This is a genomic window from Dyadobacter sp. BHUBP1, assembly GCF_050587785.1.
In the GTDB taxonomy this organism is placed as follows: domain Bacteria; phylum Bacteroidota; class Bacteroidia; order Cytophagales; family Spirosomataceae; genus Dyadobacter.
On record NZ_JBOBIH010000010.1, the window covers coordinates 56,523 to 69,590 of the forward strand.

Annotated in this window: 11 protein-coding genes; 8 read left to right on the forward strand and 3 right to left on the reverse strand. The window is 49.3% G+C overall.

The genetic code is table 11. The features are described from left to right. Positions 1 to 47: 47 nt before the first annotated feature. Positions 48 to 842 (reverse strand): cysteine hydrolase family protein, encoded by a 795-nt coding sequence (locus ACQ4MZ_RS27585; RefSeq protein WP_430850666.1) that lies wholly within the window; start codon positions 840 to 842, stop codon positions 48 to 50. Between the two features lie 7 nt (positions 843 to 849). After that, complete coding sequence (locus ACQ4MZ_RS27590) at positions 850 to 1,401, reverse strand: hypothetical protein (protein WP_430850668.1); 552 nt, start codon at positions 1,399 to 1,401, stop codon at positions 850 to 852. 53 nt (positions 1,402 to 1,454) lie between these two features. On the opposite strand from ACQ4MZ_RS27590, the gene ACQ4MZ_RS27595 reads away from it, so the two are divergent. From ACQ4MZ_RS27595 to ACQ4MZ_RS27605, 3 genes are all read left to right on the forward strand, one after another. After that, positions 1,455 to 2,489 (forward strand): glycosyltransferase family 2 protein, encoded by a 1,035-nt coding sequence (locus ACQ4MZ_RS27595; protein ID WP_430850670.1) that lies wholly within the window; start codon positions 1,455 to 1,457, stop codon positions 2,487 to 2,489. Positions 2,490 to 2,510: 21 nt separating this feature from the next. Continuing rightward, positions 2,511 to 3,263 carry a DUF5672 family protein gene (locus ACQ4MZ_RS27600; protein WP_430850672.1) on the forward strand — a complete coding sequence of 251 codons (753 nt, stop codon included), beginning with the start codon at positions 2,511 to 2,513 and terminating at the stop codon, positions 3,261 to 3,263. Between the two features lie 84 nt (positions 3,264 to 3,347). Next, complete coding sequence (locus tag ACQ4MZ_RS27605) at positions 3,348 to 4,604, forward strand: OmpA family protein (RefSeq protein WP_430850674.1); 1,257 nt, start codon at positions 3,348 to 3,350, stop codon at positions 4,602 to 4,604. A 198-nt stretch (positions 4,605 to 4,802) separates the two neighbouring features. On the opposite strand, the gene tpiA is transcribed toward ACQ4MZ_RS27605, so the two are convergent. After that, on the reverse strand, positions 4,803 to 5,564 hold the full coding sequence (tpiA, locus tag ACQ4MZ_RS27610) for a triose-phosphate isomerase (RefSeq protein WP_430850676.1): 762 nt from the start codon (positions 5,562 to 5,564) through the stop codon (positions 4,803 to 4,805). Between the two features lie 301 nt (positions 5,565 to 5,865). Here tpiA and ACQ4MZ_RS27615 point away from each other — a divergent pair, with 301 nt between their 5' ends. The 5 genes from ACQ4MZ_RS27615 (at position 5,866) to ACQ4MZ_RS27635 (ending at position 13,067) form a co-directional block, all read left to right on the forward strand. Continuing rightward, positions 5,866 to 7,134 (forward strand): aspartyl protease family protein, encoded by a 1,269-nt coding sequence (locus ACQ4MZ_RS27615; protein WP_430850678.1) that lies wholly within the window; start codon positions 5,866 to 5,868, stop codon positions 7,132 to 7,134. Positions 7,135 to 7,163: 29 nt separating this feature from the next. Further along, positions 7,164 to 7,814, forward strand: a complete 651-nt coding sequence (gene mnmD / locus ACQ4MZ_RS27620; RefSeq protein WP_430850680.1) for a tRNA (5-methylaminomethyl-2-thiouridine)(34)-methyltransferase MnmD — start codon at positions 7,164 to 7,166, stop codon at positions 7,812 to 7,814. Between the two features lie 23 nt (positions 7,815 to 7,837). Further along, positions 7,838 to 8,422, forward strand: a complete 585-nt coding sequence (lpcA, locus tag ACQ4MZ_RS27625) for a D-sedoheptulose 7-phosphate isomerase (protein ID WP_430850682.1) — start codon at positions 7,838 to 7,840, stop codon at positions 8,420 to 8,422. A gap of 325 nt (positions 8,423 to 8,747) precedes the next feature. Then, on the forward strand, positions 8,748 to 9,191 hold the full coding sequence (locus ACQ4MZ_RS27630) for an NUDIX domain-containing protein (RefSeq protein ID WP_430850684.1): 444 nt from the start codon (positions 8,748 to 8,750) through the stop codon (positions 9,189 to 9,191). Between the two features lie 90 nt (positions 9,192 to 9,281). After that, the gene (locus ACQ4MZ_RS27635; protein WP_430850686.1) at positions 9,282 to 13,067 is read left to right on the forward strand and encodes an SNF2-related protein; all 3,786 of its coding nucleotides are present in this window, start codon (positions 9,282 to 9,284) and stop codon (positions 13,065 to 13,067) included. The last annotated feature ends 1 nt before the right edge of the window (position 13,068 follow it).

Consider the following 13,068-nt stretch of genomic DNA (forward strand, 5'->3'; position numbering starts at 1 on the left):
TAGTTTGAATGATGATGTGATACTATTATAACCAAAAGCCTGTGCATTTAGTTTTCTTTGAAAACCTGGCCCGCTTTCTCAAATTTCATGCCGCTTTTCGCAGCTTCTTCAAATATCGGATCGGCAAAATGGCCGAAGTTGGGCACGTCGGACATGCAGTCGGTTAATGCAATGGTCTTGGCAGCTAATGCCGGCGCATATTTCACGACTTGCCGGATACTTGTCGCCACGCAATGCGATCGTGCTTCACCAGCAACTAATATCTGATCGAATGTATTCAGCTCTGCCAGAAAACGCTCATCCAGCTCAGTTTCCGGGGCATTCGCTACCGGTACCTGGGCTTTAAAAACCCCGAAATGCTCGGTGAGCGGGTTAATGCCTTTTGAAACGGTGCGGTAGTCGCGGCGGGTACGGTACGCCCACGCGAGCACAGCACGCATGAGGGTGTCGTCAATGGCAGCACCTTTGGAGCCGACGAGGCAATGCTCCGGCCAGATGAAATGCTGGAATTCGCCGTCAGCTTCAAGGGTTTGCAGGTATTTCAAAACATATTCGCGATGGTACCGCGGCACCCATTTGCCCGCTTCCACCGATTTGCTGGAAATTAATGTGAATGGTGCTACCGTATTGCCGTTCTGGTCTTCCCAAAAAAGCGGATGCGCGATATCCAGCACTTTATGTGTATCGAGGGTCAGGAATATCGCATCTATTTTGTCGCCTTCCAGCGCAATCAGGTTGGCAATGCGTTCCACGTCTCGTTCGGCGCCCGGCACATACAAGGTGCCGTTAGGGTCGCAGAAATCGTATTGGGCGTCGATGATCAGCAATGCGGTCTTTTTCATGGTGTTTTTAAAATTCAAGTTCCTGTGGTAGCTCCATTTGCCGGGCGTACATTTTGGAACAGTGGCTGAAAACCAGTTGCAGCATCCGGTTCGCATCTTTGATGTAATCAGTCCGGTAGTCCTCGTCGAGTTTATGGAGTCCGTTGAGGATCACCTGGGCCTTTTTGGCAATGTATAATGCACAGGTATCCGCACGGGAAGAATAGGTTCGGAGAATATCCGAATAACTTTCCAGAAAGGTATTGAGTAGGAAAAGGTTGAGCTCGATGCCGCCGATCTTGTCTTTCGTGACTTTCACATGGTAAGCAATGTCCGCGCTGAGGCTACGCATATCCATCAGGATCCAGCCGGGCGTGTTCTGGTTAAATTTCGACGTCCGCACGATCCGCCCCATGAGCTCTTCCCGACGCTCGGGAATCGTAGAACTATCCTCAATGAGTTCGAAATGGAGCCGGTCGCTCAGGGTTTTGTCTTTCGTGATCAGTCTCAGGAGCAGTTTATCCTTTTCTTTGGCAGGCATTTGGATAATCGCCTTTTTGAGCTGTTCTGGTAACGCCATTCGGGTGCTTTTAATAACTTTTAGTTTAATTCCCGGCACAACCACGTAACTTTATGGCCTATAAACGGGCCGGGAAGCTTTTACAAAAATATAAAATACAGATACACATTATGATTTCAGTGGCTATGTGTACTTACAACGGGGCAAAGTTCCTGCCCGAACAGTTGAAGAGCATTGCTGATCAGACGGTTTCGGTGGACGAATTGGTTGTTTGCGACGACAGATCGAAGGACGACACTATTGAAATCATAAAATCTTTCGCTGCTACCAGCAGATTTCCCGTGCGCATCCATGTGAACGAGCAGAATCTCGGCTCGACCAGGAATTTCGAGAAATGTCTTTCCCTATGCAACGGGGATGTGATTTTTCTCTCCGATCAGGACGACCGCTGGCGGAAAGACAAAGTGCAAAAGCAACTTGCGTTCCTGAATGCGCATCCAAACCTGGATGCCGTGTTCAGTGATGCGGATAAGATCGACGACGACTCGCAGCCGACCGGGGGTACCATTTGGGAGGAAATCGAGTTCAACCAAGCACGGCAGCAGCTCTGGCGTAGCGGCAAATCACATGAGATCCTTTTCAATGGTTTTGTGGTAACCGGTGCCACCCTGGCCATCCGTAAATCTGCGCTTGAACGGCTGATGCCATTTCCTACCCACGTTCAGGATCTGATCCACGATGCCTGGATAGCCATGGTGCTAAGTCTGGAAGGTAAAATCGAATTCATCCCCGAACCACTGATTTCGTATCGCATCCATTCCAGTCAGCAGGTCGGATTTGGTAATAAAGTGGAAAAAGTACAACTGGCCGATCGTTTCAAGCGCGACCGGAGGTTGAAATTGATCCCACTGGAAGAAAAAGCCAATAAGTTGCACGAGTTGTATTTGCTCCTTCGCGCGCTTCCATTCGTCCCGCGGGAGAAGCTGCTCAAATTGTATCTTTCACAAAAGCATTTTTATACTCGCGCCGGACTGCCTGAAAACCGTTTCAGACGACTTACTCCGGTTTTGAGCCAGTTGCTGCGGGGCTACTACAAGTTTAGCAGCAAAGACTGGTGGTTGCCCGCGATAGGGGATTTATTAGAATGACGAACTGGATGATTATTGAAAATGGCTGAAAATAAGTCGTTGGTGGCGGTGGTTATACCGGTATATCAGGCAAATCTGTCGGAGGCGGAACAGATGTCGTTGCGGCAATGTATGCAAGTACTAGGCAGTTATCCGGTGATTATCGTGAAACCCGCGGCGCTGGACCTTTCTGCATTTCAGCAGCAATATCCCTCGCTTACATTTCAATCTTTCGACAATAGCTTTTTCACAAATGTCGACGCGTACAACCGCCTTATGGTGTCCGTTGATTTTTACAAAACTTTTACGGCCTACGAATACATTCTCATTTACCAGCTCGATGCATTCGTTTTCCGGGATGAATTAAAAGAATGGTGTGCGAAGGGCTACGACTATATCGGCGCGCCGTCGTTGCATCAGCCCGAATTCGATACTATTCCCGCGGAGTCTGCACAGAATTTTGCACAAGCATTATCAACGCATCGTGTCGTGTTGAACGGGGGGCTTTCGTTGCGGAAGATTCCTTCGTTTTTGCGTTATTTAAAGATTTACAATGTCTTTTATCCCGCCTGGAAAGGGAACGAAGATATGCTTTTCTGCCAGGAAGCAACACGCCTCAAACCCATGAAATTTTTCATGAAGCTGCCACAATGGCGGGAGGCATTGCGTTTTGCGTTCGAGAAAAGCCCGGCGGCAAGTTATGAACTGACAAACCATCAATTACCCTTCGCCTGCCACGCCTGGGAGCGCTACGACCCGGCATTCTGGGCCCCATTCATTACTGTAAACCAGTGACTTCCTGCGTTTAACAATTTTTAACAAACTATCGTCGGTTTTCGGACGTTCTTGCTGATATTTAGGTAAAACCCCAATATCACTATGAATTTCAAATTGCTTTCGGCCAGTTTTGGAGCCATTTTACTATCCATCCATACCAGCTTCGGGCAAATTACTGAAAACCCCAAAGTAGAAGAATCGTCGGTTCCCTATGTGAAAATCAAAAAGGTGGAACTGACGGACGCCAACACGGTCATTTATCTGCAATTTATCGAGCCTAAGGCGCAAAAGCAGCCGCAATTCCGTTCGCAACCCCGGATGTCGCCTTTCCCCGACTCGCGCGTTCCACAATTTCCGCAGCAGGGCATCGGCCAGAGCCAGATCTGGCTCGATCCTGAGACCCGGCTATACAAGCCCGGCGAAATTGACAAGAAATTCAAGTTCATTAGGGCTGAGAATATCACTACTACTACCAAAACGAGTGTTGCCAATGGTGATACAGTCAACTTTGTTGCCTATTTTGAAAGACTTACGCCGGGAATCGAGGAATTCGACTTCTATGAAGGCAGAAGTTCGGGCGGTAGCCAATCGTGGAACTTTTATGGCATTCATGTTAAAAATCCGCTCAAAAAACAGCCGGAAAAATCATCCAAACCGATAGCGAAGGAAACAGCACCGCCTTCTAAGAAGCCTGCTGTTCAGCCGGCGACCAAAGCACCGCAAAAGCCGGCCCCCGCACCAGCAAAGAAAGAGACGGAAATGGCTGTTTTGAAAGGCACGGTTTACAATGCGAAAACCAAAGAACCGATCGCGGCTCAGCTCTCATACCTGGAAAAAGGCGATACGCTGCAAATTCGCTCATCATCGGGGAAATACCGCGTAGGGATCGATGCGGGTGAGCAATACAAATTCCGTGTGATGGCCCGCGGTTACTATGGGTCCTCGTTTAGCCTGGCACCCGGCGATTCGTCCGGTAAATCATTCGATCAGGACGTGTACCTGACGCCGCTGATCGTAGGAGAAACGATTCTGCTTCCGAATATTTATTTCGAAACCTCCAAATACACTTTGCTACCCGAGTCGTATGAAGAACTGAACCGCCTGGTAGATGTCATGCGCGACAGCCCGACGGTGAAGATCCGCGTAGAAGGCCATACCGATAATGTCGGCGATTTTGACAAAAATCTCGAACTCTCCCGCCAGCGTGCGGAGTCGGTGAAAAACTATCTGATCGAAAAAGGCATTGAAAGCAGCCGCATTGAAGCGAAAGGCTACGGAGGCACGCGCCCGCTCACGAAGGGTAGCGAAGAAGAGCGTAAAAAGAACCGCAGGGTGGAGTTTGTGATTACGGAAATGTAGTATGGTAACGCTGCTTTTGTCATTGTGGTCAAGTGTATTCAGGAATTGTCAGGAGGAGTCATTTGTAGTCACGTATTGTCGTTTGTTGTCAGGCATTGTCATCAACGGGAACCAAATTCTCCCTCGTGACTACAAATGACCACAAATGACTATACATGACCACATATGACAATTCCCGACTACACCTGACGTCGAAGCTTACCGCGCCTTGATAATATTCGTGAACTCACGTGATTTCAACGAAGCGCCACCGACGAGGCCGCCGTCGATATCCGGTGCAGCGAAGAGCTCTGGTGCGCTGGCGGCTGTAACGCTTCCGCCGTAAAGGATCGAAATTTCATCGGCTACTTTCGCCCCGTATTTCGACGCGATGTGCGCGCGCAATGCCGCGTGCATTTCCTGCGCCTGCTCAGCCGAAGCCGTAAGGCCTGTACCGATCGCCCAGATGGGTTCGTAAGCAATCACAACTGATTTCAACTGCTCTTCCGAAAGGTGGAAAAGGCTTTCGGTCAACTGGTTTTTTACAAAACCGATATAATCTTCATTCTGACGCTGTTCGAGCGATTCGCCGCAGCAGAAAATAGGCGAAACGCCGAAAGAAAGCGCCGTATTTACTTTTTCAGCCAGCAATGCATTGGTTTCGTTGAAATACTGGCGGCGCTCGCTGTGGCCGATCAGCACATATTGTACACCGATCGATTGTAGCATTTGCGCGGAGATCTCCCCGGTGAATGCACCCGAAACTTTGTCGGAGCAGTTTTGAGCGGCCAATGCGAAGTTGGGCGCGTCTTCGATATATTTTTGAATCGTAGTAAGGTAAATCGCAGGAGGGCAAAGGATGATTTTTGCGTCATTACGGACCTCATCTTTGGCCATATTAACGAGCTCCGAAGTAAGCGCAACTGCTTCATCCAGAACCTTGTTCATCTTCCAGTTACCGGCAACAATTTTTTTTCGCATGAGAAAATTTTTATTGTGGGAAAAAGTCATTTTACGCAACAAAAGTACCATATTTTCCTCATTTACATGATTATATATATGTGATCAAAAAAATGTCGAAAAGTTTGCACATATCGAGATTTTTTTGTGTTTTATTAATGTGAAAAGAACTATTTTTACTTGAATTAACCGATTGGACTGAATTCGATACTTAGCGTACACCGAAGAATATAAATAGAGTTTCAAGTCATTTATAGTCAACGTGTTGAAATATGTCACCCCGGGATTAGAACATTAGCCATCATAAAGAAAGGAGGCCACGATGAAAACGTCTAAGTGGTTTATAGCAGCGATCATACTTTTAACTCACACCCTGACATTCGGCCATTCCAGCGACGTACCCCCTGTATCAGAGGAGAAGTATGGTTACTTTTTGGATAAAAACCATAAAACAGCACGCATCCCGTTCGAGCTGCATTCCAACCTGATATTGCTCTACGCGAAGATCAACGACAATGATTCGCTGCGTTTTATCCTCGACACGGGAGTTAGTTCGATTATCATTACGGACCCCAACATCCTCAAAGCCGACAAGCTGCGTTTAACACGTAAAGTTAACCTCACCGGCGCGGGTGAAGGCGAATCTATTTCGGCGCACGTGGCAATAGACAACCGGTTTTCGATGGGCAGGCTCAGGGCCAACCACCAGAATATTGTAATTCTGGAACAGGATTTCCTGCGGTTATCCGAGTACGTGGGTGTGCCGGTACACGGGATTTTCGGGTATGAGATCTTCAACAACTTCGTCGTGACCATCGATTTCGCCAAAAAGGAAATATTGCTGATGCGGCCGGACAGATACAAGTACAAAACCAGCAAAGGTGACAAACACCCGCTCATTATCGAGGATACCAAGCCATTTACCGATGCCGTGACGCTTTTCGCCGATGGGCGCGAGCATCCGATCCGCGTGCTGATTGATACCGGCGCCGGACATGCATTGCTGCTCAACAACACGCCTAAGGAAACATTCCGCTTGCCGGAAAAAGTGATCCGCGCACAATTAGGCCGCGGGCTGAACGGCGTTATCAATGGAAACCTGGGCCGGGTCGATAAAATGAAGCTGGGCCGGTTTGAGCTCAATAATGTCGTAGCCTCGTTCCCAGACAGCATCGCATTCGGCTCGAAAATCCGGGCCGGAGCCGAGCGGCAGGGGAACATTGGTTGCGAGTTGCTCCGCCGTTTCAAGGTCACATTCAACTATGGCGAGCGCTACATGGTGCTCAAACCGATCAGAAGCCGCCTGCGCGAGAAATTCGAGCACGATATGAGCGGCATGGAGATCCGCGCAGAAGGAAGGGATTTACGCGATTACATCGTCAATCACATCGTGGCTGACTCTCCCGCGGCGCGTGCAGGCTTGATGGAGGGAGATCAGCTTCTGTTTATCGACGACCATTCCGCTTCCGAACTGAATGTGAGTGAAGTATACAAGCTGATGCAGCGCGGCGATGGTAAAAACATAGACCTGCTCGTGAAACGCAAAGGCGATATTTTCTTTACCCAGATCACACTGCGCAGAATGATTTAGTACTTTTGGCCAAACTAATACCCGGCCATTTGGAACGCTTCATTATCACGGAAGACGGCTCGCATTCATTGTTCAGCGCGCAGTTCAATCAGCAATACCATTCCTTGCAAGGTGCCCTGAATGAATCGGTGCACATTTATATCAACCTTGGTTTAAGGCCGGCCCTTGAAAACGGGCCGGTTTCTGTTTTTGAAATGGGTTTCGGTACGGGACTTAATGCGTTTCTCGCCTGGAAACTGGCTGATCAGCTTCAAAAGCAGGTTTTCTACACTTCCGTGGAGGCATATCCCGTTTCGTTGCTGGAAGCATCGCAGCTCAACTACGAGGAAGCCACTGGTGAAAATGGCTTTATGCAGCTGCACCAGGCGCCGTGGGGCAGGGAAGTGGCCATTTCTCCCTTTTTTAACCTGAGGAAAGAAATAACCACCTTACAGGATTTCACCCCGGACCGGTTTTTTGACGTCATTTTTTACGACGCATTCGATCCCCAGGCACAGCCTGAACTCTGGACGGAAGAAATTTTTACCAAAATAGCGGCCCAAACCAAACCCGGTGGCGTATTAGTGACATATTCATCCAAAGGAATCGTTAAAAGGGCATTAGCCGCTGCCGGTTTTCAGGTGGAGCGGCACAAGGGCCCCGGCCGAAAGGCGCATATACTCAAAGCCATTAAACTCTGACATTCATTAGCATTAATACCAACATGAATTACCAAAGCATTATTAGCCAGGAACTGAAAGAAGCACAAGTCGTTCTAGACAACTTCCTGAGCGACCCCGAGCAAATCGAAAAGATCGAAAAGGCAGCAGGCCTGATGGCCGATGCGATTATTCATAACGGTAAAATCCTTTCGTGCGGCAACGGCGGTTCGCATTGCGATGCCATGCATTTCGCCGAGGAGCTTACCGGCCGCTATCGCGACAACCGCCGCGCATTACCAGCCATCGCGATCTCCGATGTGAGCCATTTAAGCTGCGTCAGCAATGATTTCGGGTATGAATATGTGTTTTCAAGATATATTGAGGCATTAGGCCAGCCTGGCGACGTACTGCTGGGCCTGAGTACAAGCGGAAATTCGGCGAATATCATCCGGGCTACCGAAGCCGCGAAGGCGAAAGGAATGAAGATCATCATCCTGTCCGGCAAAGACGGTGGCAAGCTCGCGGGCGCGGCCGATGTCGAGATCCGCGTGCCCCATTTCGGCTACGCCGACCGCATTCAGGAAATCCACATTAAGATTATCCACATTTTCATGCTCCTGATCGAAAAAATGGTGCTGCGAGATTGACGCGCGTGCGGTAGGGCGACGTCAGGTACCGGTCAGGAGTAGTCATATGTAGTCAAGTGTGGTCAGGAATAGTCAGGAGGTTGTCATTTGTGGCCAGGTATAGTCAGAAATGTCAAGGAGTAGTCAAGTTTAGTCATTTGTTGTCAGGGGGTGTTATTTTTCACGGGAAGTTTGTTTATTGAGAAACAATCATTTCAATACTTAACAACTCCTAACCATTTCTGACCACACCTGACAATACTTGACCACAAATGACCATTCCTGACCACACCTGACAACCTTCTGACCACATCTGACCAAACACATCCAGCACACCCGTACCGTTATGAACGTCCGTCCATCCGCTATCATTCTCGACAACGACAAGATCCTCACCCTGCGCTACCAGTATGGCGAAAAGGAAGTATTCGCATTGCCCGGCGGTAATCCCGATCCGGGCGAATCGCTCGCGGACGCGCTCGCGCGGGAGCTGATGGAAGAGCTGGGCGTGGAGGTTGCAGTGGGCAAAATGGTCTCTTGCGGAGAGGTAATCTGGCAGGAAGTGCGGAAAGAGACACTACACATGGTATTTAACGCAAATATAACAAAGGGCACGCCGGCGCTCAATCCGCTGCACACTACGGCATTGGAAATTGTATGGCTGCCGGTGGCATCGCTAGGTTCGAGGCATTTGTATCCCAATGTCGGTCCGCAGATCGCCGCATTCTGCAATGAATCACTCCATTCCGGGCATATCGGCGTGATCGACCAGCCCTACGTGCGCTCATAAACCGGCTAGTTGCCGGGCAATACTTCTTCGTTCGTTTCTATAAGACAGAAACATACCGTACTTTTGCGTTTTTAATAGGCAGCAGGGTAAATGGAAAACGAAAAGAAGGAGAAATTATCCAACTTCTTACTAAGACGGGCGGACAGGGATGTATTGTCAAGAGGGCGTTCCATTTATAGCAGTGGCGGCTTAAAAGTTTCCAAACTCGATTATAATGGCCCCGGTAATGCTGAGTTCAAGGTCAAAAGCGACTATTCTATCCAGTACTACCAGATATTCATCCGCGACTTTCTCACACCGCAGATAACCACCGAATGTTCGTGCCCCGACAAAGCCGGGCTGTGCAAACACCGCGTGGCCAGTATTTTGTACATTCTCGACAAGATGCCGACGATCAAGCAGGTTGTCCACGAAATGGGCAACACGGTGATCGAGCTCCAAGAGATCCGTGAAATGCAATTGCGCAGCATGGTACTCGACGAAACCTGGCAAAATCGCGAAAACGTGGGCCCGGTGGAGATTGTTTCGGCCAAAGAAGGCGAGGCGGAATGCCAGGTGACCGACAAAGGGCAGGAGTACCTGACCACTTTCCGGCGCGTGAAAGGCACCCGCCAGGTACAGACTTCCTGCACTTGTAATCAGAAACTCTGGGTACCGCTCTGCGAACACAAACTTGCCGCATTGCTCAAACTCCGTGAAGAATTAGGCGAAAAGGCATTCGAAGTAATGCGCGACCTCACGGTCGAGAAAAGCAATCTGCTCGCTGAATACGGTTATTCCCTGGAAGATCAGTTTAAAGATAAATTCGAATTCCGGCTCGATGAGGACGGCGGGTTGCATTTGATCAAGCTCGATCCTGCGATTCAGAAAGTTGGCGCTTACCAGGATTGGCAATCGCTTCGCGAGCGCATATTGCCGGTACAGGAGTCGTCGTTTGCGGTGACGCTCACCGACAATGGTCAGGACGACGAGGACCGTGTTTCCATTTTTGTGTTTTGGCCAAAGGGGAAAAATCACCTGCTGGACATCGGTTTCGGGGTTTTTTCGGTCAAATTCAGTTCCAAATCCGAAAAGGTAACGAACATCCGCAACATTGCCGGAGGTTCGAGCCACTATTATAGTGCAGATGAAATTCCGGTACTCACTGAGTCGGACGCGCGCCTCGTGCGCATGGCGAAACATTGGGAGGAGGGTTTGCAGAAATTCATCCGTAAACAAGGCTGGGCGTACAATGCCTACCTGCATTTCGATGATGTAGAAGCCGACCAGCGCTACGAAGCGCGCAATTACGTCGGTAAGCAGCTTACCCGCGTCTTCAACGACCTGGATGGCGACCGCCTTTTCCTTGCCGATGGCGACTATGTGACCAGCAACCATCAGCTTACCCAGCTCGAACTGCACCGCGAGCCCGTAAAACTGTTTTTTGTGCTCACGGAGGATAAGGAGTTTATTACATTAAATCCTTACGTAGAAATTAAGCCGGGCACCCCACTTGAATTGCAGAAAGTGGTGACGCTCGACAGCTTCTGGCTGGGACTTTATAACGAAAAGACTCTATTCCGCTGGGCGGGGATCAGCGAGGCCGAAATGGTCGCTTACCTTAGCCAGAATGGATTTAAAATACGGGTTAAGAAAGATTTTGGTGACGATTTCCTGAAAGACTGGATCATTCCCGTTTCCGAGAAATTCGATGTGATTTTCCAGACCCGCCACAAAATACAAACTTCGCCGCTGGTATTTCAGAAGCCGAAGTTTTACTTGAAAGAAGACGAGGCAAACCTGCTCATAGTGCCCTCCTATGTTTACCTTGAACAAAACGGTAAGGAGGAAGAACTGGAACTACTGCACGATCAGCGCCGTACGCGAACCAGCTTCGACAACAACCAGATCACCATGCTGGAACGTGACGTTCAGGCTGAAAATGCGATTTGGGACTGGACGAAGGCATTGCACCCGAGCTTTGAGCATCAAACCGGTCAACCGTTCTTTTATGTGCCTTTCGAGCAGGTCATGAAAGATGGCTGGCTGTTCAATTTCGTGGATGCGGCCAAGAAAAAGCATTACGAGATTTTCGGGTTCAAGGATCTGAAAAAAATGAAGTTCAATCCCAATCGCGGGACGGTAAAAGTACATACTTCGTCGGGAATTGATTGGTTCGATATGAAGATCGAGATCAGTTTCGGCGACCAGACGGTTTCGCTGGCCGATGCGAAGAAGGCACTGCTCAAAAAGCAGAACTATATTCAGTTGCAAGACGGCTCGCTGGGCGTGTTGCCCGACGAATGGATCGCCAAACTGGAACCGCTCATGCAGTTCGGCCGGGTGAACGACGATCAGATCCATTTATCGAAAATACATTTCTCGCTCATCGACGAACTTGTTTCGGAGGTAGACAATGAGGACGTCTTCCGGGAGCTCTGGGAGAAGAAGCAGAAGCTGCTCAATTTTAAACAAATCCCATCCGTACCGCTTCCGCAGAATATCGAGGCCACGCTTCGCCAGTACCAGGAAGAGGGGTATAAATGGCTACATTTCCTCGACGAATTCCAGTGGGGTGGCTGTTTGGCGGATGATATGGGTTTGGGGAAAACCCTGCAAATGCTGACTTTTCTGCAAAATCAGAAAAACCTGAATCCGGAATATACGAACCTTGTCGTAGTTCCTACTACGCTGATATTCAACTGGCAAGCGGAAGCAGCAAAATTCACGCCTGACCTGAAATTGTACGTTCACCGGGGCATGGCGAGAAGGAAAGACATCGAGTTTTTCCGGGAATACGACATTATTCTCACCACCTATGGTACCATGCGCAGCGACGTGGAGCTGCTGCGCGAGTTTGATTTCAACTATATCATTCTCGATGAAGCGCAAGCCATTAAAAACCCCGATTCGCTCACGTCCAAGGCCTCACGCCTGCTGCGCGCACGCAACCGCCTGACCATGACGGGTACACCGGTGGAAAACAATACATTTGACCTGTACTCGCAATTCGAATTCCTGAACCCGGGAATGCTCGGTCACGCCGATTTCTTCCGGACGGAATATGCAACGCCTATCGACAAGTACCAGGATAAGGAAAAGGCGGCTGAGCTGCGTAAATTGGTCTACCCATTCATGTTGAAACGCACGAAAGAGGAAGTGGCAACCGATTTGCCGGACAAAACAGAAACCATTCTGTTCTGCGAAATGGGGAACAAGCAACGGAAAGTTTACGACACCTTCCGCGAACGGTATCGCCAGGAAATCGCCGAAAAACTCGCAACAGAAGGTCTTAACAAAAGCAGTTTCCTTATCCTGGAAGCATTGTTGAAACTTCGCCAGATTTGCGATTCGCCATCTATACTATCTGGCGATGAAGATTTCGGGAACGAATCGGCGAAGCTGGAAGAGATTACCCGCGAGATCGAGGAGAATGCATCGAATCACAAAATATTGATATTCAGCCAATTCCTGGGCATGCTGGATCTGATCCGCAAGCATTTGGAAAAAATGAATATTCCTTACGAATACCTCGACGGCCAGACCGTAGACCGGGCCGGTCGCGTGAACCGCTTCCAGAACGACTCTACCTGCCGCGTGTTCCTCATGAGCCTCAAAGCGGGCGGCGTAGGGCTTAACCTCACCGAAGCGGATTACGTGTACCTCGTAGATCCGTGGTGGAACCCCGCCGTGGAGCGCCAGGCGATCGACCGTACGCACCGCATCGGGCAAACGCGCAAGGTGTTTGCGTATAAAATGATTTGTAAGGATACGATTGAAGAGAAAATTCTGCTGTTGCAGCAACGTAAGCAGGACTTGGCAGAAGATTTGGTGGGCGGCGAATCCGGCTTTATCAAGAAATTGAGCCAGGAAGATATTATGGGGCTCTTCAGTTAAA